This window comes from Chryseobacterium sp. B21-037, assembly GCF_028570785.1.
In the GTDB taxonomy this organism is placed as follows: Bacteria; Bacteroidota; Bacteroidia; order Flavobacteriales; family Weeksellaceae; genus Chryseobacterium; species Chryseobacterium proteolyticum.
The window spans coordinates 4,510,739-4,533,782 of sequence record NZ_JALGCB010000001.1 but is presented as its reverse complement, the minus strand read 5'-3'; the positions used below and the strand labels follow the sequence as shown (position 1 = coordinate 4,533,782).

Sequence of the window (23,044 nt, the reverse complement as noted above, 5' to 3'; positions counted from 1 at the left end):
TTTAAACAATGAAACCAGAATTTGAAAATATTCCACTTGTAAAAAATGAATCAAAAAAGAGATTCGAAATTGAAGTAAATGGCCATTTTGCTTTCATTGATTACCGTGAAACCGACAGTCAGATCATTTTAATTCATACGGAGGCTGACCCAGAATTGGCAGGTACCGGAGCCGCCGTAGCAGTTGTAGAGAAAACATTGGTTTACATTGAAGAAAGTCTTAAAAAATTACTCCCGTTTTGTCCTTATGTTTTTGCTTACATTAAAAAACATCCGGAATGGAAACGCATTGTGGACGTAACGTTTGAAAGATATGACCAGCTTTAATATCTAAAAAAAGCTAAATAATTTAATTAAATAACCACCAGCAATCGTAAAGAATCATAATTATGTCAAATATTGGACTTATCATAGAAGAAAAAGCCGCAGATATAGGAAACTTTTTAGTCGGAAGACTTTTACCTTTCCGTGAAAAAAGAGCGGTAGGCCCATTTGTTTTTATAGATCACATGGGACCGTCAGAATTAAAAGATTATCAAAATCTGGATGTACCACCTCATCCCCATATCGGATTATCCACTTTAACTTATCTTCTGGAGGGATCTATTTTTCACCGTGACAGTATCGGAAGTGCCATGGAAATAAAACCGGGAGCCGTCAACTGGATGACAGCAGGAAAGGGAGTGGTACATTCCGAAAGAACTCCGGAATATTTAAGAGAAACTGATAAAAAATTACATGGTTTTCAAATCTGGGTAGGCCTTCCAAAACATCTGGAGCAAAGTGAACCGACGTTCCATCATACGGAGGCAGATGAACTTCCGGTTTGGGAAAATGGAGACATCCACTACAAACTAATTGCCGGAGAAGCCTTTGGAAAAAAATCTCCCGTTCCCGTTCATAGTAAGCTTTTTTTCATTGAGATAAAAACAAAATCGGCACAAAAAATCAGCATCGGACAGGACTTGTACGGTGAAGCGGCCATGTATGTTCTGGATGGCACTGTAAATATCGAAGGAAACACCTATGGCTCGAAACAATTGCTTATTGCAAAGGACACCAAGCTATGTGAGTTTGAAATGAGCGAAAATGCAACCGTCTATCTTTTTGGAGGCGAACCCTTTGAAGAAGAGCGCTTTATATTCTGGAATTTTGTAAATTCGGATAGAGAAGTAATTGATCAGGCTAAAGTAAACTGGAATGACCAGAACCACGATGCCTTTCCTTTAGTTCCAGGAGATGAGGACGAATTTGTTCCGCTTCCTAAAGCAATTCTGAACAGAAAATAATTCCGGACAGAAATTTTATAACGACAAGACACCATGAAAATATTAGCATTTGCGGGAAGTAGCTCTTCCACCTCTATCAACAGAGAACTGGTTAAATTTGTTTTGAAGGATTTTCAAAATGAAGATATTAATTTAATTGACCTTAATGATTATACAATGCCTGTTTTTTCTGTAGATCTTGAAAAAAAAGGATTCCCGGATGCTGCACATGAATTCTTAAAAAGAATCGAAGACTGTGATGTTATTATTTGTTCCCTGGCCGAACATAACAGATCATACAGCGCTGCTTTTAAAAATATATTTGACTGGGCTTCAAGGATTAATGTGAAGGTTTTTCAGAACAAGCCCATGCTTCTCATGAGCACCTCACCGGGTGGTTATGGTGGTGGAAATGTAATGAATACAGCCAAAACGTTCTTCCCCCAGTTCGCAGCGGATATTAAGGAAACATTCTCCTTACCGAAATTCTATGAAAACTTTGATCTGGAAAGTGGTGTCATAAATCCGGATATGCTCAAAGAGCTGAATGAAAAAATCAAAAATTTTAAAACAGAGATTACAAACTGATGACCAAAGGAAGACTGGAAGCGTTCAGTGATGGTGTTTTAGCCATTATCATTACCATTATGGTACTGGAACTTAAAGTACCGGAAGGTGACAGCTGGGCAAGTCTCAAACCGATTATCCCAAAAGTTCTGGCTTATGTCTTTAGTTTTATCTATGTTGGAATTTATTGGAACAATCATCATCACTTGTTCCAGGCAGCCAAAAAGATCAACGGAACTATTCTTTGGGCAAATTTGCATTTACTGTTCTGGCTCTCTTTAATGCCGATTGCTACGGAATGGATAGGTACTACACATTTCGCTAAAAACCCGGTTGCTGCCTATGGAATAGGATTGTTCATGTGCGCCATAGCCTATACAATTATGGAAAACTTAATTGTCCGCTGTGAGGGAGAGAATTCAAAGCTAAAAGAAGCCATCCATTCCAGGTTTAAGGAATATATTTCAATTGTATTTTATATATCCGGAATCGCGACTTCATTTTTTTATCCTTATATTGCTCTATGTTTTTATTACATTGTTGCTCTTATATGGCTGATTCCGGACAGAAGAATCGAAAAATTACTAAAAGAAGAATAATGGAAACACACGAATATACCAACGGAGATCTTACCGTAGTCTGGATGCCTAAGAAATGTATCCACTCTGCAGTTTGTGTAAAAATGTTACCCCAGGTTTATAATCCAAAGGACAGACCATGGATCAAGGTAGAAAACGCAACAACTCAGGAACTCATCAATCAAATAGAACAATGTCCTTCCGGGGCATTGAGTTACAAAATCAATACTGAAAAATAATGGGCGTAACAGTAAAAGCAAGTTTAGGAAAAACAAAATACTATACAGAAGTAGTAGCCGGTGAAAATAAAATCATCACGGATGAACCTTTAGATAAAGGAGGGCAAAACAAAGGATTCAACCCCTTTGAAATTCTTGCCACTTCTTTGGCAAGCTGTACTGCTGCAACCTTAAGAATGTATATTGAAAGGAAGGAATGGGATGTGGAAAAAATCAACGTAGAGGTTGATCTGGAAAATTTCCCCCTTACCAAAAGAGCTGTTTTTAAAAGAGATATCAGCTTTGAAGGAACCAACCTCGATGACGAACAATTGAAAAGGCTGCATACGATTGCTGATGCGTGTCCGATACATAAGATACTAACAAACGATATAGAAATATTAACCAAATTTTCATAATATGATAGAGGTAAAACAAAACAACGACGAAAAACACGGAAGTTTTGAGGCTTTCATAGACGGAAACCGCGCCGGGCTAATGACATACACCTGGGCAGGAGACGAAAGATTCATTATTGATCATACGGAAGTAGAGGAAGCTTACAACGGAAAAGGCGTTGGCAAAGAAATGGTTTTAGCGGCGGTAGATTTCGCAAGAAAACAAGGCAAAAAAATAATTGCACTTTGTCCTTTTGCGAAAGCTACTTTCCAGAAAAACGAAGATCTTCAGGACGTCGTAGTCTAGTTAACAGGAAAAGGCAGATGAAAAACCTTTCAGGACAGATCCCTGAAAGGTTTTTCTTTTTTATCAGAACATAAAAAAACTATATTTGTAAAATTTTAATTACAAAAATATGTCTCCAATTATATTACTGTCCATTATCGTTGTATACTTTGCGCTGCTTCTCTGGGTAGCTTATAAAACCGGTAAAGGAAGTGACAACGAGAGTTTCTTCATTGGAAACCGTAAAAGTAATTGGATGCTTGTTGCCTTTGGAATGATAGGCACTTCACTTTCCGGAGTAACTTTTGTGAGTGTTCCCGGAGCTGTGGGCAAAGACAGTTTCTCTTATTTGCAGATAACCCTGGGCTATCTTATCGGGTATATTACCGTTGCATATGTATTACTTCCTTTGTATTACCGCCTTAAACTCACTTCCATCTACGGCTATCTTCAGCAGAGAATGGGACAGCTTTCTTACAAATCTGGAGCCTGGATATTTATTGTTTCAAGGTTGGTAGGAGCTACAGCAAGATTGTACCTGGTTGTCAATATCCTACAGGTAACCATATTGGACAGCTTAGGAGTTCCGTTCATTGTGACCACTCTCATCATTCTGGCTATGATTATTTTATATACCTATGAAGGAGGAGTAAAGACCATTGTGTGGACCGATACCCTGCAGACTTCCTGTATGCTTCTGGGACTGATTATCTGCACCATCTACATGCTGAACCACCTGGATCTTAGCGTTGGACAAAGTTTGAGTGCCATGAGCAGTAAAGGTTATACGAAAATATTTGAAATGGATTTTAATTCTCCGGGGTTCTTTATCAAACAGATTCTTGCGGGAGCATTTATTACCATCACCATGACCGGAATCGATCAGGAAATGATGCAGAAAAGTCTTTCCGTAACGAAGCTGAAGGATTCTCAGAAAAATATGGTAACCTTAGGATTTATTTTATTAGGAGTAATTTCATTGTTCCTGTATATGGGAGGTCTTCTTTATCTTTTTGGAGAAAGCCAGGGAGGTCACCTTACAGAGGTCATTATAGATGGTATCCCCAAAAAGGAGTTTATACTGAACGGGAAAGATATTTTTGGAGATAAGATTTTCCCTGAAGTGGCATTAAACCATATGCCTGGGTTTATTTCAATTATCTTCATCATTGCTTTAATTTCAGCTTTATTTCCAAGTGCAGACGGAGCCATGACAGCGCTTACCTCCTCTTTGTGTATTGATATCTTTGGAATGAAGGAAAAGAAAGAATGGACAGATCATAAAAAGGAGAAATTCCGTAAAAACGTTCACCTTCTGGTAGCGCTTTCTTTCCTGGTTATGGTAATTATTTTCAAGATCATCAATGATAATTCCATGATCGGATTGATCCTGAAATTAGCTGGATTTACATACGGCCCTCTTTTAGGACTTTTCGCTTTTGGTATTTTTACTACATACAAGGTTAAAGACAAACTTGTTCCTTATGTTTGTATTGCAGCACCTATTATATCCTATTTTATTGATAAGTATCAGACGTCTATTTTCGGAGACTTTAAAATAGGACTGGAATTACTGATCATCAACGGACTATTAACATTCCTGGGGCTTTTAATCATCAGAAAAAAATAAAATCAATAACCAAACTCAAAATAATTAATACATACCATGAAAAAAATCTTTCAGCTTTTATTGGGTCTTTTGGCTTTCAGCTTTTTGTCAGCACAGGAAAACTTTGAAGTTTCAACCCTAAGAATAGGCCCTTATAAAGTATTTATGAAAAGTGCGGAGATAGAAAAAATTTCAGGAACAAAACTGAAAATAACCGACGGAGAATATAAAAACTCTGTAAAATACAATGGTGAAATCCTTATGATCAGCACCAGCCAGGAATATGATAATGATGGAAAAGAAACTAATGGATATAGTATATATGGCATTTCCACAACCAGCAAGAAATTCAGAACCAAAAGTGGTATTGGTGTAGGCAGTACAAAAGATGAGATTATTAATGCTTACAAAAATTATCCAAGCTATAGTGCATATCCGGGATGGGATGATAAGGGCAAGCCCATTAAAAATCAAAGTTATTTCATTCTGAACGACAGTGATGCCTCAACCATATTGTCTTTTAAATTGGTTGATAATATTGTTACCGAGATTTCAGTATCGCTTAATGAAGGCTGCTAAAAGCTTCAAATCTTTAAATAATTCAAAATCCGGGCATTCCGTCCGGATTTTGAATTTCCATAAGCCAGTAAAAAATCGTAAATTCGCGTGCAAATAAATCAGATATAATGAGTAAAAGTATCGAAGAGTTGAAATCTCTTACTACACAAATCAGAAGAGACATTTTAAGAATGGTTCACGCTGTTAATTCAGGACACCCTGGTGGAAGCTTAGGATGTACGGAATTCTTTACAGCGCTTTATGGAAAAGTATTGAACTATCATCTTCCTTTCACTATGGAAGGTAAAAATGAGGATCATTTCTATCTTTCCAATGGCCACATTTCACCTGTTTTTTATTCTACTTTGGCTAGATTTGGCTTTTTTCCGGTTGAGGAATTAAAGACTTTCAGAAAGCTTGATTCAAGATTACAGGGACATCCGACTACTCATGAGGGATTACCTGGAATCCGTATTGCTTCAGGTTCTTTGGGACAAGGACTTTCTGTAGCTTTAGGGGCTGCCTTAGGTAAAAAATTAGACGGAGATAAATCATTGGTTTACTCACTTCATGGTGATGGTGAATTACAGGAAGGACAAATCTGGGAAGCTTTAATGTTTGCTGCGGCAAAGAAAGTGGATAATATTATTTCTACGATCGATTACAATGGTCGTCAGATCGATGGTGATACTGATGATGTATTGAGTTTAGGTGATCTGCATGCTAAACTGGAAGCATTTGGATGGACTGTATTAGAAGAGAAAAACGGGAACGACCTTGAAGCGGTGATTGCTATTCTTGAAAAAGCAAAAACAGAAACAGGTAAACAAAAACCGGTAGCGATCCTTCTTCATACTGAAATGGGTTATGGAGTGGATTATATGATGGGAAGTCATGCTTGGCATGGTAAAGCGCCTAATGACGAGCAATTAGACACAGCATTTAAGCAACTTTACCTGGAAGCTCCTGCAGATTACTAATATCTTTGATTGTCACAATTATCAAGTATTCCATGAAAAAATTCATCATAATCTGCTTGCTTACAAGCTTTATTTTAGGAGTCGCTCAAGAGAAAAAAATTTCTTTCTCTAAAGTGTTTAATTATCAAATGATTGATAAGAAAGCTTCTTTACCTACCCTAAAAATGTATGCAAGTAAGAATAATGAATTTCTCACCCGTCTGAACATTAAAGAGATTCCCATGTATTATTATACCGACGCATTGGGAACAAGCACGGTTTCATTAGAAATGAACAGCCGTCTTACCGGTTCAGGTTTGAGTGCTTTGATGTATTTAGGGTACAGTGGCTATGATTATGGAGAAAAGGAAGAGTATACTTTGGAAGCCAGAAAACTGGATACAAAAGAAACTATTCTGGGAATGCCCTGCTCACATTATCTGGTCAACTACCGTTCAAAAGATGGAACGAAAAAGGAAAATGAAGATTTAAAATTGTGTATTGATGATCAATCGTCTATCAATAACATGTCTGTATTTAACGGACTTTTGAATCAGTATCTTCCGGGCGTAAAAATGAAGAGCTCCGGCCTGAAAGGCCTTATTTTAAAAGTGGGTCCTGAAAAAACGTATGATAAAGAGTACTTTGTACTGGAATCAGTAAAAGATTCTCAAGATCAGGTATTTTTTGATCATAGAAAAGCAATGATGGACAGACAAAGAAAACAGGACTCTCTGATGATTGCCTACAAAAAGCAGGAAGAAGAATATGCAAAGGCTGATTCCGTATATGCAACAACTGATTCTACCGCTATCGTAGCTGATTCTGCTGCTACAGCCGCAGTTCCATATGCTGATGAGACTTATTATTATATTCCCGACTATGTTTCTTCATATAAGGAGAACCAGGATGAAGACGGAAGTTTGGCTATTACAAACATTCCGGCTGAAACTCTTTGGAAAGGACTGCCTAAGCATTGTAAAAATTTCGAAAAAGATCTTCCAACCTTTAAGCTTAAAGAAGTAAAAGGACATTTAAGAAATTATGTGGGTCAGATGTGTGATATGTATCTTACACAATCGGCAGGACACAATGTAGGTATCAAACTTACTTTGGATGAAATAAGAAGAGAAGTTCTTTACCTTAATACGATTCAGGAAAAACTTGATCAATCTGATAAAAAGAAATTAAATAATTATTTAAAAACTCTAGATTAAAAAAATAAAAATGAAATATACATATACAGAAAAAAAGGACACACGTTCAGGATTCGGAGCCGGATTAGCTGAGCTTGCAGATAAAAATCCAAATGTAGTAGCACTTTGTGCAGACCTTATCGGATCTTTAAAAATGGAGAAATTCATTGAAAAGGCACCGGAAAGATTTTTCCAGGTAGGAATTGCTGAAGCCAATATGATCGGTATCGCTGCAGGTCTTAGTATTACAGGAAAAATTCCTTTTACCGGAACGTTTGCCAATTTCTCTACTTCCAGAGTATATGACCAGATCCGTCAATCTGTTGCCTATTCAGGAAAAAATGTAAAAATCTGTGCTTCACATGCCGGGCTTACATTAGGAGAAGACGGGGCTACTCACCAGGTCCTTGAAGACATTGGTATGATGAAAATGCTTCCTGGAATGACGGTAATCAATCCGTGTGATTACAACCAGACAAAAGCAGCTACTATTGCTATCGCTGATTTTGAAGGTCCTGTATACTTAAGATTCGGAAGACCTACCGTTCCTGTATTCATTCCTGAAGATATGCCTTTCGAAATCGGAAAAGGAATTATGTTGCAGGAAGGAACAGATGTTACAATCGTGGCAACCGGACATCTTGTTTGGGAGTCTCTTGTAGCTGCAGATGAGCTTGAAAAAGAAGGTATCTCTTGTGAGGTGATCAATATCCACACTATTAAGCCGCTTGATGAGGAAATTATCTTAAAATCAGTTGAAAAAACCGGCAAAATAGTAACTGCTGAAGAGCACAATTATTTAGGAGGTTTAGGAGAGTCAGTTGCGGGAATGTTGGCGAGAAAAAGACCAACAAGACAAGAATTTGTGGCAGTAAACGACACTTTCGGAGAGTCTGCTACTCCTGCTGAATTGATGAAGAAATACAAGATTGATGCTGCTGCTGTAAAAGAAGCCGTAAAAAGAATTTTAGGGAAATAATTTCTCTGACAATTTTTATATACATAAAAGCATCCCAGATGGGATGCTTTTATTTTTTACAGAATCGCGTTCTGCTGTTATTTAAATTTGCGTTCTTCTTCCTTAATCGCTAAATCATTGATGCTGGCATATCTCTTTTTCATAAGTCCGTTTTCATCAAACTCCCAGTTCTCATTTCCATAGGCTCTGAACCACTCTCCATTTTTTGTCTGATATTCATATTCAAAACGTACGGCTATACGATTATCGGTATGTGCCCAGTATTCTTTCTTAAGCCTATAATTGAGCTCCTTTTCCCATTTATGACGGAGAAATTCAATGATCTCTTCTCTCCCGTTCACAAACTGGTCTCTGTTTCTCCATTCACTGTCTTGAGTATACGCTTTAGAAACCCTTTCAGGATCCTGACTGTTCCAGGCATCTTCTGCTAACTGGATTTTTTCTTTTGCCGTTTCAAGGGTAAAAGGTGGAAGTGGGTGTTTCTGTTCCATTTTTATGATATTAAATTGGTGATTATCTTTTTTGATTTTTCTATAAGTTCATTGGATCTAAACAACTGGCTTTCTATAATACTGCTCTCAAAAAGCATGTAAATATGATCACTGATCTCAGCATCATCCACTATTTTCATAAAGTAATTACGGAGATCTGTTTTATGATGTTGAATTACATTCAGTATCTTGGTATTATCAGTTGGAATTTCAGATAAGATATTGAGAAAGCTGCAGCCCCTGAAATTCTCTTTTCGATTCATGTCAATCAGGAAGTCAAAAGCAGCCATTACTTTCGATTTAGCCCCTCTTTTCCCCGCCGTAAAGGTTTCAAGTTCATTGAACCAGTAAGTATGCCTGGTATTCAAAAACTCAACACACAAATCTTCTTTGGACTTAAAATACTGATAAAAACTCGCTTTGGCTACACTCGCTTCTGAAATAATCTGATTGATCCCTGTAGAGTTGTATCCCTGGGTGGAAAATAATTTCATTGTCGTTGCTACAATCCTTTCTTTTGGAGATATCATAAACCAATATATTATTGAAACAAAGGTAGAAAAAAATAGTAACATACAGACAGGTCTGTCTGTTAATTTTCAAATAAAAAAAACCTTCATTACGAAGGCTTCTTATTTTTATTTGAAAAATTTCCATTTAGGAATTATTGCAAGCATCCCAAATCCTGTGAAGAGGAAAAGATTGGTAACATCCGTGTACAGGAATGTTGAAAGATAATAGTTGTGCATAAAGAAATGCAGAACCAGCAAAGCAGGAAAAGTAAATATGCCTATCTTCTTGTAAAAAAACATCAGTATGAGACTTATCATCATAAGAATGTCTATAGAAAAGATGACATAAAAATACCATCTGGGAATATTAAGGTATTCGTGCTGCAGGTATTCATCTACATCTATCCCCAATCCCATGATTGTAAATAACATTAAAGATGCAAATGCTAAAATAAAACCCCATCCCTTCTTTGGGTCCTCATCAAAGTAACTGTATTCTTCCATAGGTACAAAAATAAAGAACTTATGAATGATATCATAAGTTCTTCTATAATTATTCGTTTAGAATTTGATTAAATAGAAATAGCGTTGATTAGTCTATTTTTATCACTTAAGTATTCTTCCATGGAAATCATACTTTCTGTTCTCATAACATCCTGAATATCGTCTATCTGATAGATAATTCTTTTAGCGTCTTCCGTATTCTTCGCTCTTACTTTACAGAAAATATTATACTTTCCAGAGATCACACTCGCCTCGATTACGTTTGGAAGAGTTGATAACTCTTTTAAAACTTCCTGAGTACGGTTTGATTTAGTTAAAAGAATTCCGATAAAAGCAGTAAAGTGATAATCCAACTTACCATAATCGATATTAAGGGATGATCCCAAAATAATACCTGCATCTTCCATTTTTTCACTCTTACGTGAATTGTACCCGCAGACACATCCATCTGTTTAGCAATTTCAGTAAAAGGCATTCTTGTGTTTTCTACTAAGAAATCAAGAATCTTTTTGTCTATTTCGTCCAGTTGATAGTTCATATTAGTTAAATTACAATTTTTTTAAAAAATCTATGTATTTTTTGCAAATCTATAAAAAATAATTTAACTAAAAAAATTATAACAATAATTAACAATAATTAACACGGATGATAAAAATCATTAAAATATTCAAATTATTTACCCATTGCTTTTAGGGAATCTGTTTTTATTTCTTTTCCAGTCTCTACAGGTTTTTTGTCTTTTTTCTTTCTTTTAAACAAAGAATTAAAGCTTTTACTCCACACAACACCGCCTCCATAGGCTTGATTTGCAGATCCGTTAGTACCTGCACCTACCACACCCATTCCGATATTCGTAGGTTTAGAGTAACCTCTTAAAACTAAACTTCCGTCATTTTTCTTAGAAATATCGTATTCAATAGATCCCTCTCCGGAGAGATAATTAGCTTCCGTACTCTCTGTTTTTGTTAAAGGAATACCTAAACCTGTCTTCACTTTAATCCTTGGAGAAAGTGCAAAGCTTACACCGGCGTTCGCCCGGTCTCCTGTATTGGAGTTCTGGTCTCCTTTTACATAATTCAGGTCAATCTGAAATTCGTTACTCATTGTATTAAGAACAGATCCCAATTGCTTTAAAAGCATATTATACCCGGATGATTCCGCTACACCGGCAACATCTACACCCACACCTCCGGTATTTGAAATATTAAAACTATTCAATAGTAATATAGATCCGAACTGCAATACTTTTTCTCCCTCCTGGCTCATTTTTGCTGCCAAGGTTTCTTTTACCTGGCTGGAAACGTCCAAAGCAGAAACATCGAGGTCAATTTTAGGATCCGTCAATGACTGTGTAATATTTGCCTGTAATAAAATACTGATTGGCTGAAGGCTACCCATATTCAAATATTGCCCTGCATTTGAAACCATCCTTACATAATTCGCCGTAATATTAAGTGCAGGCCTCATTGCATCACCATCCCAACGGATACTGCTTCCTTTTTCTATCTGGAATGTTTTATTAAGAATAGCTTTTGAAACGAAAGTACCATTTTCTACCTTATAAGTTCCTCCCATTGCAATAGCCCCTTGTCTGTTCATGAGGAATTTTAAGTTTTGAGCCTCTCCTTTTACCGTAATATTACCTACATCATCTCCTACCAGTACATTTACAGTCGTTCCCTTATCTACATCAAGAGAAAAGTCTATATTCATATTGGCTCCCGTCTTTTTCTTTTCTTCAAGAGTTACCAATCCGTCTTTTCCTTCTTTTAGGAACCTCAGCATTTTGAACTCCTCAACATTGGAAGTTGAACCTGAGTTAAAGGTAAATGTACTTCCGCTAAGAGCCTTCATATTTGGCGTGGATATACTGAGACCAGACACAGGACCGTCAATATAGAGATCCCCTTGTCCATATACTCTACCCCAGAAAAGATCAAGATCTTTTTGAGTGCTGTTCAATACTAAGAGATTATCAGCCCTCATTACAAGGTTGACTCCCATTGAAGAAAGGGTTTCAAACTGAATTGCCCCCGAAATATTACCTTTAGAATTGGATCGCCCGTCATGAACTTCAATATTATTTAAAATTGCCAATCCTTTTGATAGTGGAATGACTGTATCGTCAAACGAATAGTCTACTCCTGTAAACAAAAGTTTTAATCCAAAATCTTTTAAAGCTATATCACCACTGTAGTCAAGATTCTTTAAGGTACCGTTTATTTTAAGGTCCCCTGTTGCCTTACCTCTCAGGTTTCCGAAGATAGACTGCACAAACTGCTGAGCAAATGAAATATTAAAATCCCTCATTTCCGCTACCAGATCAATCGTTGGAGAAGCAGTGTTGTTATTTACAGTTCCGGTAAGATTCAAATTATTATTTCCCAGCACCCCTGCTGATGTTACTTTTACATCAATATCGTAAACATTAAGCGAGAAGCCATTGGTTGCAGAGATGGTAAGATCTCCCATATCCGTTCCGTTCATCTTGATATCATCAACCGTTAAATCCACCAAAGGTTGTAAGGTGCTCTTATCCATCCTTATTTTCACACTTCCGTTTGCCAGCCCTTTGATGTCCATGGAATTCCCACCAGACTGCATTTCCAGGAGCTTTTCAATAGCAAAATCATTGATATCTGCATCTACATAAAAGTCTTTAGCAGATTTGAAGGTAGATTCTTTAATAAACAGAACACTTTTATCCGAATATATTTTCAAATTACTGATTTCAAAGTCACTGGTCTTCTTCCTGTAAGTAATTGAGTGATTCAATTCAGGACTTGTATCTATGGCCCAGGTTACATCATTGAATTTTACTTCGGTAGGATCAAATTTAAAAACAAAATCACCTCCGGCATTGGTAGATTGATTAACGTTAATCGCATATTCTTTAAGATTATCATCCAGTTCATCTGCCGGACTGCCATGTTTAAATTTGGTTGCTAAATGTAATATGGAATTGTTTTCATTTTTACCACTAAGCGTGATGTCTTTAAGGATATTATTATTGTATTGTACCTTATTTATTTTAGCGTACAATTGTTCATCCAGGTTAGCCGTATTTATTCTAACCATTACACTATCCACTAAAGCACTGTCTCTGGTAATATTTCCCCTCTCGTTTATTTTATAAGCAGGATTAGCTTCTGCCAATGCCTTATCGGCTTCTGTAATCTCCGCTTCTTTGGTCATTATATACTTTAGGGAAGCAGCATCTACATTCAACCTAAGATTGTTGGCATTTCCATCATATTCCCCTTCTACTACAGCACCTTGAGGCAGCTTAAGATCCGGCAGGAAATAGCTTACCAATCCTTGCTGAACATCAAAATTCATGGCAAAATTTTGTCCACGATACAACTTTCTGGGTGGCGGCCCTACCAGGATTTTCCCCAATCCGTTTTCTACCATTCCGGTAAGATCAGCCAGGTTATACTTCCCTGATATTTTTCCATTTACAGCTCCCGGAGCATCAACGGAAATAATCCTGCTACCCGATTCTATAAATGTTTTGAGTTTAGCATTGGGAATGATATATTTTTGCGTTGCTGTAGCAAAATTAATGTTATTAGCCTCTACATCTATCGCCAGGTCATTAATGGTGGCCATGGACATTTTTCCGATTACCTGTCCGCTTACCACCTGACTTCCGGGCTTATCTGTAAAATAATTCATGTTCAGGTAATTCACATCAGCATTTACATCCATAGCGATTCGCGAAGTGCTGAAGTCAATAAGCCCTTTTACAGTAGCCTTAGCCTGCTCATCATTGACAGTAATGGTTCCGTTATACTTCTTGTGATCCAGTAAGCCATCCAGATAGAGGTTATTAATTTCCTTATTCATGATTTCAACCTTCGAAATCTGAGATTTTGTGGTCAACCTCATGGTATTAACATCAAAGCTTTGTCCGGTAATATCAAATTTCCCGGAAATTAAACCTACAGCCTTATTTTTTGTAATTACGGAAACATTCAGATCTGTTGCTTCTACATATCCTGCATATTTTGGCATAGCTGTACTATAGCCGGACAAAGTAAGTTTTGTAATCCTGGCCTGTCCGATTCCGGTCATAAGATTTCCGTTCGGAATAAAGATCTGATCAGGGTTTACTCTTGCCGCTCCGTTATACTTCAGCCTTCCGAAATCATCTGCAAAATTCTTCATCTTTTTTGAAATGAATGAAGGCATCATGGCCTTTAGATCCACGTAGGTAAAATCAGTAGAAAGATTGTTGGTTTCGATCTGGAAGTTTCCTTTCAGAAGGTTATTGACCTTCATCGTCTGCGTTGCTATATTGACGTCAGGGTTTCTGATAAGGAAATTTTCAAGATAAAATTTATTCAGCGGGCCATTCATTTTCCCGGAGACATTGAAAGGTTTAAAATTATCCCAGTTGGTGACAAAATAACTGATATCGTATCCGCTTAACTGGCTTCCCTGTTTAAGATTCATATCCCACCGTACCCGGTCTGCAAAATCCGCCCAGGATCCGTTATTGAGGTTAAATTTAATATCTCCCTGCAAAAGGGTATGATCTGTATTTATCGTTAAATCTTTAAGAGAAAGATGTTTATGGGTTAAAGATAATTCCGTCGAGAAGGTGTCCACAAAATGAGATTTTCCCCATCGTGTTGTAACGAAGGACATATTATTGATCAACGCAGAAACATCAGGTCCACTCACTTTAAGATTGGGAGCCTTCAGGTTGAACTTTGTCGCAGTAAGCCACTTCCCTGCCTCTCCCGGTGAGTTTTGGTTAACGATAGAAACTTTAGAGTCAATGATTTGTATGCGAGAATTCAATTCAAAAGCCGGCTTTTTCGGATCCCTTTTCTTACCGTTATCAAATAATTGGGTAAATCTAATAAAATTTGAAATGCTATCTCCTTTATATGTAATTACTTTAACATCGGCATTAATCATCGTAAGGGAATTAAAGCTCAAAGAATTGCTTTTCCCGGAAATAGCCCCCGCTGCCAGCGATAACCAGTCCGAATTTGCCCGGAACTCACGTGCCTTAATAAACTCTAGTCCTTTATAATCTTTAACTTTTAATCCTCTGATGGTAACATTTCCAAAATAATTTACTTCCACACTTTCAGTGGACATATCTGCTTTAAAATCCTTATTGACAATCTGCAACGCCTGATCTGCAGCCCATTGTTTGGTAACAGGAAGATTAATAATAATGACAATAGCAACAACAACAGAAACGACCAACCAGAATAAAATAAGTAAAAGTCTCGCCCACCATGAATAGCTGGTAACATCTTTAGCGGCCTGTTTCCCAAATTCCTGAACAGTTTCCACCGGATGATGAACAGCATCGGAAGCAAGTTCAGAGGCTTCTTTTACCGTTTCTTTTACTTTTTCTTCAACATTTTCTACAGTCTTTTGTACCTGATCACTTAAGTTTTCAGTTACAGATTTTTTATTCTCATTTTCGTTATTATTCTCTAACTTTGCCATTATTATGAGCGAGTCTATAATTTTAGGTATCGAGTCGTCTTGTGACGACACATCAGCAGCTATCATCAAAGGGAACACTATTCTTTCTAATATTGCTGCCAATCAGGCTATTCACAAAGAATATGGAGGCGTTGTTCCTGAGCTGGCCTCAAGGGCCCATCAGCAAAACATCATTCCCGTTGTTGAAAAATCTCTCACCAAAGCAAATATACAACAAAATGCGATCTCTGCTATAGGATTTACACGCGGACCAGGACTTTTAGGTTCTCTTCTTGTGGGGACGTCTTTTGCTAAATCCCTGGCTATGAGTTTAGATGTCCCATTGATCGAGGTAAACCATCTCCAGGCTCACATTTTAGCGCATTTTATTGACGATGCAAATCCTATGCCGCCAAAATTCCCATTTTTATGCCTTACGGTGAGTGGAGGACACACCATGATCGTTTTGGTAAAAGACTATTTCGATATGGAGATTATTGGTAAAACCACAGACGATGCAGCGGGAGAAGCATTTGATAAAATCGGAAAAATATTTGATCTTGATTATCCTGCAGGTCCTATTATCGACAAATTAGCGAGAGAAGGAAATCCCGACGCATTCAAATTCAACAAACCCAAACTGGAAAATTACGATTACTCCTTCAGTGGGATAAAAACTTCAGTACTCTACTTTATCCAGAAAGAGGTAAAAAAGAATCCTGACTTCATAAAGGAAAACCTCAACGATCTATGTGCTTCCGTACAGAAAGCTATTATTGAGATATTAATGAACAAGCTTGAAAAAGCCGCAAAAGAACTTAACATCACTGAAGTAGCCATTGCCGGCGGTGTATCAGCCAACTCAGAATTAAGAAAAGTAATGCAGGACAACCATCAAAAACTTGGGTGGAACATCTACATTCCAAAATTTGAATACACAACGGACAATGCAGCCATGATCGCTATGGTAGCACAACTCAAGTTCGAAAGAGGAGAATTTACAGATTTGAGAACGAGTGCAACATCGAAATATGATTTGTAATTTTTTGCTAAATTGTAAAGTTGCAAATTTGAAAATCGTAAAAGATGGATCAGTTTTACTTTGAAAAATTAGAAGTCTGGCAAAATGCCCGGCAATTGATTAAGGAAATTTATATTGTAACTCAATCTTTTCCAGAAAGTGAGAGGTTTGGAATCACCGATCAAATCCGAAAAGCAAGTGTAAACATTCCGGCTCATATAGCAAAAGGGGTGTTAAGAAAATCAAAGAAAGATAAATCCCGTTTTTTGGATACCGCTTTTGGCTCAACAATAGAAGTAGTTAATTTTTTAATTCTTTCGCACGATCTGCAACTTTTAAATTATGAAGATTACCTTCATTTAAGAGGTCAGTCGGAATTCATTTCTAATCAAATTAATTCATTAAAGAAGTCCATCCATAATGAATCTTAGCCCTAATTAACAATTCAGTGATCAAAAGCTATCAACTTATGAAATTATTTCACGGACACATAGAAAACAATACCGTAACAATACATGATGAGGAACAACAACATATTGTAAAAGTTCTTCGCATGAAAAACGGAGAGGAAGTCCATGTAACAGATGGAAATGGAAATCTTGCCTTTGGAAAATTGATTTTGGAAGGTAAAAAAGCTCTTTTGGAGGTATCCGACATCAAAACCGGACTTCCGGATTTCAATCCTAAACTCCATATCGCGATTGCTCCTACTAAAAATATTGACCGGATAGAGTTTTTTGTAGAAAAAGCTGTAGAAATGGGTATTTCCGAAATCAGTTTTTTAATAACTGAAAAGACAGAACGTAAAAATATCAACATTGATAAGATAAGAAAACAAGCTATTGCAGCTTCAAAACAAAGTCTGAGATTTCACTTTCCTGTCATTCATGATCCCGTAAAGTTTTCAGATTTTATAAAAGGTATATCCCCTGAAAGTACTTTTGTTGCTCATTGCCATGAAAACCTGGAGAGAATTGAGCTTAATCAAATTCCCAAACTGGACCATTTCACTTTTCTTATTGGTCCTGAGGGTGATTTTTCTGAAAAGGAAATTCAAACTCTTGCAGATCAAAAAGTAAGAGCCGTGTCCCTTGGAAATCAGAGACTCAGAACCGAAACAGCAGGCATATTTGTCGCATCATGGAATTACCTTCATCTAAAATAGCTGCATAACATTACAAGCTTATCCTTTTTAAGCAACCGAATATTTTTTTCTAAACAGAGGTCTCAAAAGATGATAAGGGAAAAAGATGACAATCAGGAAATAATTTGTATTTTCAAATTCAGCTAAAACAAATATAGCTGTGTAAACATGAAAAATGTAAAGGAATATTAAAAAGAAGGTAAGCAGTTTCCGATTAAAAGCCCCAAGAAAACAAAGGAATTGCGTCAAAATTCCTAATACAGTTATTACAATCCAAATATGATCATAGGCATAAATACTTTTAAATACAGGAGGTATTTGCATATCTGCCATCCAATAATTATCATAGGTATTAAGCATTGCAGCATCTTTGCTAACCCAGGTGAGCTTATCCGTATTTTTAATCAAATTCTTTACCGTACCCAGGATTTTACTCATTCCCGCAAGGGTATAGGTCATTAGTATTCCCAAATAAAAGTATTGTACAAGTTTATAATCCTTGTCTTCTAATTCCTTTGGGAGTAAAAAAATACTAAGAAAAAATCCCAGAACGATGATGTGCCCATCGTGATGGACTCCAAAGTTGGCCGCAATAGGGAGATTAATAATAGCGACTAACAGAAAAATAAAAAAATTAAGAAGATAAGATGGTTTGAAAACCGTAATAATCAAAAGAGCAGCACATATGATCAAAAGTCCGGCAAAAACAAATGTCCCCGGAAATTCAGGAAAGATCAGCTTTTCAAGCTGAAAAACAGGTTCATAGATTGCCGCAGGTCTTTCTTTCAATCTGATAAATTCCAGATACTGCGCTACCAGCCAGTACAATCCGAAAAACCTTACCATGTAGTAGGCAACCTTATAATTGAATACAGTAAGCTGAGGATAGTTCATCACAGTTTTACAATCAGTTTTTTGTTGATATTCATCTTTGCTTCTCCTATTTCCTTCGGACGATAAGTCTCTTTATAAAGAAGATAACCTTTATATTGAGGTTCAGTATCTTTTGCGAAAATCAGTAGCTTCCTCTTATTTTCTTCCTTGTTCACATTATCTTCTATTCTTTTACCATATGTTCCCACGATTACAGCTTTGTCATTGGCATCATAGCTTCGGACGGATTTATTTACAATTCTAATGGTATCACTATTGGTAATTCCATAGAGTTTATATTGGTCTTCCGTAACCTCTCCTCCGCTAGGCACTGTAAAAAGCTTCCAACTGAAAAACGGATATAATTCTTTATACCCTTTTTCCATGATAACTAAACTGATAAGGGACATTACAAAAGAAAAGATAAATAAATGTAGGGTATATTTTTTCATCAGATTAACAATGGGAATTATGTTTTTAAATAATGTTCAAGGATTTCATGGCCGCTTCTTATAGAATTCACAGCCCATCGTATTTTCATTTTCAGGAGTTTCTCTTCATTAAGTTTGTATTCTATTCCTGATCTGAGAAGTTTTTGTTTTAATTCATATATACAGATTCCTGCAGCAACGGAAACATTAAAACTCTTTGTGAAGCCATACATGGGAATAGCCAGTGTTTCATCTGCAAAGTCAAGAACCTCTTCTGACACACCTTCCAGCTCAGTTCCGAATACCAGGGCAATAGGCTTCGTAATGTGGTAATCAGGAAGCATCACAGCATTTTTTTCCGGTGAAACGGCTAAAATTTTGTAACCTTCATTTTTAATTTCCTGAAGTGACGAAATATCTTTAGCCATTTTCTTTACTTCAACCCATGTTTCAGCACCTTTTGTAACGGTAAGATTGGGATTAAAAACATTTTCTTCTTCCATAGCTACCACTTTATGAAACCCACAGGCTTCCACAGATCTAACAATGGCTGCTGCATTTCTGAACTGATAAATATCTTCCATTACGGGAAGTACAAAGTCAGAACTCTCTTGAGAAAAATGTTCGATCTTCCTTAATCTCTCATCCGTTAAAAATTGTTTTAAATATTCAAAAGTTTGTGCTAAATCTTTCATCTGCATTCAATTTCTTTTTAATAACAAGATGGAACGCAACTCATTATAAAATGATTCTATAAAATTTATCATGAAGCGTTTCATTCATTTTCAAATCTTTGCAAATTAACGTAATTTTGAGTTTATAAACCTGCACAAGGTTCAACTTCTTAATAAAAAGTAATACATGAAACGAAAAGTCCTGTTGATATACACTGGTGGAACTATTGGAATGGAAAAAGATTATGAAACCGGAAGCCTTAGAGCATTTGATTTCGGAAATATCTTTGAAAAAATGCCGGAAATGAAACTTATGGAATGTGAAGTTTTCGTCCATCCTTTTGCAAAACCTCTGGACTCTTCAGATATGGGACCGGAAGAATGGAAAATCATTGCCCATTATATTCATAAAAATTATGATCATTATGATGGCTTTCTGGTTCTTCACGGAACCGATACCATGTCTTATACGGCTTCTGCACTAAGTTTTATGTTGAAAGGACTGAGAAAACCGGTTATTTTTACCGGTTCACAACTTCCTATTGGAGATCTCAGGACCGATGCTAAAGAAAATCTGCTTACAAGTTTATATTATGCCAGTTTATATGAAAACAACGAACCTGTTATTCAGGAAGTTGCCATCTATTTTGAGTATAAACTATTGAGAGGAAACAGGACATTAAAATACTCCGCAGAATATTTTGATGCATACGCAAGTCCGAACTACCCTATTCTGGGTCAATCCGGGGTTCACCTTAATATCATCAAAGATAACCTTCACCGCTGTGATCAGAATGTGGAGTTTCACGTTGATGATCATATTTCCGAGGATATTTTATTCTGGAGAATTTTTCCGGGAATGCACTTAAGCCATTTCAAGGAAATTCCCAAAATGAAAGTCCTTATTCTTCAGGTTTTTGGTTCCGGAACTATTTTCAGCAGCGAAAAAACACAACAGACACTTGAGGAAATCCGAAATAACGGAACTGAAATCGTAGTGGTAAGTCAGTGTATTTCAGGAGGAATCTCGTTTGGAAAATATGAAAACAGCAATATTTTCTCGAGGATTGGTGCCATAAGCGGAAAAGATATGACCGCAGAAACTGCAATAACAAAAGCGATGCATTTAGTCGGCAATCCTAAATATCAGGGAAGCTTTGCAGAAAACTTTTCAAAGAGTTTATGTGGAGAAATTACAGACTAATTGCTTTAATTATTTGTAAATTCAAGAAAATACATTACTTTTGCAATCTCAAACAGAAAGGTGTCCGAGTGGTTGAAGGAGCTACCCTGGAAAGGTAGTATACGGGTAACTGTATCGAGGGTTCGAATCCCTTCCTTTCTGCAAAATAACGTACTGAAAATCAGTACGTTATTTTTTTTCATACAACATCATTATTTTTCTATAGTTTTGTTTTCAGAGCTTTATATATACAAAACAGCACTTAATACTTCGTTTTTACATAATTTTTACACAACAGATATTACTATCAAAATACAACTAATATTATGATCACGATCATAAAAAAGCTTGTTCACACTTAGTATATTCGAATATTAGTTTTCCAACTGATAAATTTCATCAAGTTAAATTAGCTTCCCTGCCCCGGGAAGCTTTTACGCAAAAACACTTTTTAAAATTTTTTTAAATACTGGATTGGAGTCTTTCAATTGAAAGGCTCCTTTTTTGTAATAATTTCTAGCCTAAATAAAATATTAATCGGGGGTGAACCAACAACTACACGCCCTTAATAAAGAGAATTAATTCAAAAGATATAGACCATAAAAAAAACGACTATCATTACTGAAGTCGCTTTTTCTTATTTTTTCTGAAAAAATTATTTCTTTAAATCTGCTTTCACATCTTTATAACCATCTGAAACCGCATCGGCTCCCTTCGTGGCTGTTTTACCAACCCATTTTGTACCTTTTTTAACTCCTTTTTTAGTAGCTTTTGCACCTTTGGTCGCTGTTTTACCTACCCAATTAGCACCATCTTTCACACCCTCCCCAGTTGCTTTTGCTCCTTTCTCAATGGCTTTACCTACATTTTTAACTTCTTTTTTTACAGTCTCTTGGGCATTAATAGCTGTAGCGAACAACACAAAAGCTAATAAGCCAAATAATTTCTTTTTCATTTTTTTATTTTTTAAACTGTGATATATATTACATAAAACAAGCCAAATTTATTAAGCCTAAAAAGATTAGTAAAAATAATTTAATCAAAATAAAGAGCAAAAAGTTAAAAACCTCTTGTGAATGCCCAACCAAAAACTTGATTATCTTTGGAAACGTTTTATTTTTCAAAAACACAAAACAAAAAAAACACTGAAATTCAATGTTTTTTTGGGGTATTCTATGCATACTTATCTTATAAGCGGCTAACCGTTAATTGGTATGTTCTGGATACATTACCATTATTAGTAATCGTATAAGAGTTAGCTGTTGTTTTCACAACAGTGAAGTCAAATTGTGTCCCATTACCTCCATCGCTACAAGCGAAAACATTGGAAAATTTGACACTCCACGTTCCTGAACCAGAAGCACCACTAGCAATAGGAGCAATGGTAGCATTTCCTACAACATCTCTTGCTACACCTGATATATATCCAAGAGATAAACCATTATATACAAAACTTGTAATCATAGCTCTTGAGCACCCATTTGTAGCTTTTACAATAAAAAGCCCGCTAGCTATACTAACTGTTGAAGGCACTGTCACAGTTGCACTTGCGCCTGAAGCTACAGTTACTTCATCAGTATAACTATAGGACGTCGCAACAACATCATCAGTAGTTAGATCTCTTGTCAGAATATCATAACTCGAGGGTACCTGTCTGATCAGGTTTCGCACTCGAAGACTTTGATTTTTGGCATCCACGTCCAGTGATCTTTGTGGGTTTGCATTGCCGATACCTACATTTCCTGTAGCAGTCACAACGAAGTCATTGGCTTGCTGGGCTGTGGTTGGAACTCCGGTAGCAGCGTTGTCTTTTGCCCCATCTACATGTAAAATAGCCTGAGGATTTTTAGTACCAATACCAACCTGTGCATAATAAGCTATTGAAAAACATAAACAGAAGGGAATAATTGATTTTTTCATAATTTGATTGTGTTTTTAGAATTAAAATATGTTTGTATGTAAGGACAAATATATATTTTTAAATCCATAAAAAACCTGATTCAACTTCTCCTTTTTCTAAATGAGGATAATATCAATAATATAGCTAAAATTAAGGAAAAACTTACAGCATAGTTATCATTATAGTTAATAATAATTCACCAACAAGATTAGTGTATTTTCTGTAATAAAATAGTATCAGCT

Annotated in this window: 25 protein-coding genes, 1 tRNA gene and 1 pseudogene; 17 read left to right on the top strand and 10 right to left on the bottom strand. The window is 36.4% G+C overall.

What is annotated here, in order from left to right; genetic code table 11:
* Nucleotides 1-8 precede the first annotated feature (8 nt).
* From MTQ00_RS20360 to MTQ00_RS20305, 12 genes are all read left to right on the top strand, one after another.
* Nucleotides 9-326 carry a GNAT family N-acetyltransferase gene (locus MTQ00_RS20360; RefSeq protein ID WP_172283947.1) on the top strand — a complete coding sequence of 106 codons (318 nt, stop codon included), beginning with the start codon at nucleotides 9-11 and terminating at the stop codon, nucleotides 324-326.
* A 62-nt stretch (nucleotides 327-388) separates the two neighbouring features.
* Nucleotides 389-1,288, top strand: coding sequence for a pirin family protein (locus MTQ00_RS20355; RefSeq protein ID WP_273650802.1), 900 nt, complete (start codon nucleotides 389-391; stop codon nucleotides 1,286-1,288).
* A 33-nt stretch (nucleotides 1,289-1,321) separates the two neighbouring features.
* Entirely contained in the window at nucleotides 1,322-1,855 is a 534-nt protein-coding gene (locus tag MTQ00_RS20350; RefSeq protein WP_273650801.1) for an NADPH-dependent FMN reductase, read from the top strand.
* Nucleotides 1,855-2,433 carry a TMEM175 family protein gene (locus MTQ00_RS20345; RefSeq protein WP_172283941.1) on the top strand — a complete coding sequence of 193 codons (579 nt, stop codon included), beginning with the start codon at nucleotides 1,855-1,857 and terminating at the stop codon, nucleotides 2,431-2,433. Before MTQ00_RS20350 ends, MTQ00_RS20345 begins: the two co-directional genes overlap by 1 nt.
* Complete coding sequence (locus MTQ00_RS20340; protein WP_273650800.1) at nucleotides 2,433-2,651, top strand: (4Fe-4S)-binding protein; 219 nt, start codon at nucleotides 2,433-2,435, stop codon at nucleotides 2,649-2,651. The genes MTQ00_RS20345 and MTQ00_RS20340 overlap by 1 nt, the downstream gene beginning before the upstream one ends.
* Complete coding sequence (locus tag MTQ00_RS20335) at nucleotides 2,651-3,049, top strand: OsmC family protein (RefSeq protein ID WP_172283938.1); 399 nt, start codon at nucleotides 2,651-2,653, stop codon at nucleotides 3,047-3,049. Before MTQ00_RS20340 ends, MTQ00_RS20335 begins: the two co-directional genes overlap by 1 nt.
* Before the next feature lies 1 nt (nucleotide 3,050).
* The gene (locus tag MTQ00_RS20330) at nucleotides 3,051-3,335 is read left to right on the top strand and encodes a GNAT family N-acetyltransferase (protein ID WP_172283936.1); all 285 of its coding nucleotides are present in this window, start codon (nucleotides 3,051-3,053) and stop codon (nucleotides 3,333-3,335) included.
* Between the two features lie 109 nt (nucleotides 3,336-3,444).
* The gene (locus MTQ00_RS20325; RefSeq protein ID WP_273650799.1) at nucleotides 3,445-4,944 is read left to right on the top strand and encodes a sodium:solute symporter; all 1,500 of its coding nucleotides are present in this window, start codon (nucleotides 3,445-3,447) and stop codon (nucleotides 4,942-4,944) included.
* A gap of 36 nt (nucleotides 4,945-4,980) precedes the next feature.
* Complete coding sequence (locus MTQ00_RS20320; protein ID WP_273650798.1) at nucleotides 4,981-5,502, top strand: hypothetical protein; 522 nt, start codon at nucleotides 4,981-4,983, stop codon at nucleotides 5,500-5,502.
* A 104-nt stretch (nucleotides 5,503-5,606) separates the two neighbouring features.
* Entirely contained in the window at nucleotides 5,607-6,461 is an 855-nt protein-coding gene (locus MTQ00_RS20315; RefSeq protein ID WP_273651083.1) for a transketolase, read from the top strand.
* A 32-nt stretch (nucleotides 6,462-6,493) separates the two neighbouring features.
* Nucleotides 6,494-7,657, top strand: coding sequence for a hypothetical protein (locus MTQ00_RS20310; RefSeq protein ID WP_273650797.1), 1,164 nt, complete (start codon nucleotides 6,494-6,496; stop codon nucleotides 7,655-7,657).
* A gap of 10 nt (nucleotides 7,658-7,667) precedes the next feature.
* Nucleotides 7,668-8,615 carry a transketolase family protein gene (locus MTQ00_RS20305; RefSeq protein ID WP_273650796.1) on the top strand — a complete coding sequence of 316 codons (948 nt, stop codon included), beginning with the start codon at nucleotides 7,668-7,670 and terminating at the stop codon, nucleotides 8,613-8,615.
* 77 nt (nucleotides 8,616-8,692) lie between these two features.
* Here the strand turns inward: MTQ00_RS20305 and MTQ00_RS20300 are convergent, their stop codons facing one another.
* From MTQ00_RS20300 to MTQ00_RS20280, 5 genes and pseudogenes are all read right to left on the bottom strand, one after another.
* The gene (locus tag MTQ00_RS20300; RefSeq protein ID WP_172283926.1) at nucleotides 8,693-9,106 is read right to left on the bottom strand and encodes a nuclear transport factor 2 family protein; all 414 of its coding nucleotides are present in this window, start codon (nucleotides 9,104-9,106) and stop codon (nucleotides 8,693-8,695) included.
* A gap of 2 nt (nucleotides 9,107-9,108) precedes the next feature.
* The gene (locus MTQ00_RS20295; RefSeq protein WP_273650795.1) at nucleotides 9,109-9,636 is read right to left on the bottom strand and encodes a TetR/AcrR family transcriptional regulator; all 528 of its coding nucleotides are present in this window, start codon (nucleotides 9,634-9,636) and stop codon (nucleotides 9,109-9,111) included.
* A 108-nt stretch (nucleotides 9,637-9,744) separates the two neighbouring features.
* Complete coding sequence (locus MTQ00_RS20290; RefSeq protein ID WP_172284183.1) at nucleotides 9,745-10,122, bottom strand: hypothetical protein; 378 nt, start codon at nucleotides 10,120-10,122, stop codon at nucleotides 9,745-9,747.
* Between the two features lie 68 nt (nucleotides 10,123-10,190).
* A pseudogene (locus tag MTQ00_RS20285) lies at nucleotides 10,191-10,660 on the bottom strand (Lrp/AsnC family transcriptional regulator).
* A gap of 134 nt (nucleotides 10,661-10,794) precedes the next feature.
* Nucleotides 10,795-15,597 carry a translocation/assembly module TamB domain-containing protein gene (locus MTQ00_RS20280; RefSeq protein WP_273650794.1) on the bottom strand — a complete coding sequence of 1,601 codons (4,803 nt, stop codon included), beginning with the start codon at nucleotides 15,595-15,597 and terminating at the stop codon, nucleotides 10,795-10,797.
* 4 nt (nucleotides 15,598-15,601) lie between these two features.
* On the opposite strand from MTQ00_RS20280, the gene tsaD reads away from it, so the two are divergent.
* From tsaD to MTQ00_RS20265, 3 genes are read left to right on the top strand one after another with little or no spacing between them, the layout of a single operon-like run.
* Nucleotides 15,602-16,618 carry a tRNA (adenosine(37)-N6)-threonylcarbamoyltransferase complex transferase subunit TsaD gene (gene tsaD / locus MTQ00_RS20275; protein ID WP_172283920.1) on the top strand — a complete coding sequence of 339 codons (1,017 nt, stop codon included), beginning with the start codon at nucleotides 15,602-15,604 and terminating at the stop codon, nucleotides 16,616-16,618.
* 44 nt (nucleotides 16,619-16,662) lie between these two features.
* Nucleotides 16,663-17,028, top strand: a complete 366-nt coding sequence (locus tag MTQ00_RS20270) for a four helix bundle protein (RefSeq protein WP_273650793.1) — start codon at nucleotides 16,663-16,665, stop codon at nucleotides 17,026-17,028.
* A gap of 38 nt (nucleotides 17,029-17,066) precedes the next feature.
* A complete protein-coding gene (locus MTQ00_RS20265) occupies nucleotides 17,067-17,762 on the top strand; it encodes an RsmE family RNA methyltransferase (protein ID WP_273650792.1) in 696 nt (231 codons plus the stop codon).
* A gap of 27 nt (nucleotides 17,763-17,789) precedes the next feature.
* Here MTQ00_RS20265 and MTQ00_RS20260 read toward each other — a convergent pair whose 3' ends face one another.
* Genes MTQ00_RS20260 through MTQ00_RS20250 form a run of 3 tightly spaced genes read right to left on the bottom strand, consistent with a single transcriptional unit; the run spans nucleotide 17,790 to nucleotide 19,740 of the window.
* Nucleotides 17,790-18,638, bottom strand: a complete 849-nt coding sequence (locus MTQ00_RS20260) for a hypothetical protein (RefSeq protein ID WP_273650791.1) — start codon at nucleotides 18,636-18,638, stop codon at nucleotides 17,790-17,792.
* Entirely contained in the window at nucleotides 18,635-19,066 is a 432-nt protein-coding gene (locus MTQ00_RS20255; RefSeq protein WP_273650790.1) for a hypothetical protein, read from the bottom strand. The genes MTQ00_RS20260 and MTQ00_RS20255 overlap by 4 nt, the downstream gene beginning before the upstream one ends.
* Before the next feature lie 17 nt (nucleotides 19,067-19,083).
* Complete coding sequence (locus MTQ00_RS20250; protein ID WP_273650789.1) at nucleotides 19,084-19,740, bottom strand: TrmH family RNA methyltransferase; 657 nt, start codon at nucleotides 19,738-19,740, stop codon at nucleotides 19,084-19,086.
* 166 nt (nucleotides 19,741-19,906) lie between these two features.
* Here MTQ00_RS20250 and MTQ00_RS20245 point away from each other — a divergent pair, with 166 nt between their 5' ends.
* The gene (locus tag MTQ00_RS20245) at nucleotides 19,907-20,923 is read left to right on the top strand and encodes an asparaginase (RefSeq protein WP_172283910.1); all 1,017 of its coding nucleotides are present in this window, start codon (nucleotides 19,907-19,909) and stop codon (nucleotides 20,921-20,923) included.
* A gap of 54 nt (nucleotides 20,924-20,977) precedes the next feature.
* Nucleotides 20,978-21,064, top strand: a tRNA-Ser gene (locus MTQ00_RS20240).
* 493 nt (nucleotides 21,065-21,557) lie between these two features.
* Here the strand turns inward: MTQ00_RS20240 and MTQ00_RS20235 are convergent.
* Both MTQ00_RS20235 and MTQ00_RS20230 read right to left on the bottom strand, forming a co-directional pair.
* Complete coding sequence (locus tag MTQ00_RS20235; RefSeq protein ID WP_172283908.1) at nucleotides 21,558-21,857, bottom strand: hypothetical protein; 300 nt, start codon at nucleotides 21,855-21,857, stop codon at nucleotides 21,558-21,560.
* Between the two features lie 233 nt (nucleotides 21,858-22,090).
* Nucleotides 22,091-22,822 (bottom strand): hypothetical protein, encoded by a 732-nt coding sequence (locus MTQ00_RS20230; RefSeq protein WP_273650788.1) that lies wholly within the window; start codon nucleotides 22,820-22,822, stop codon nucleotides 22,091-22,093.
* Nucleotides 22,823-23,044: the final 222 nt, after the last annotated feature.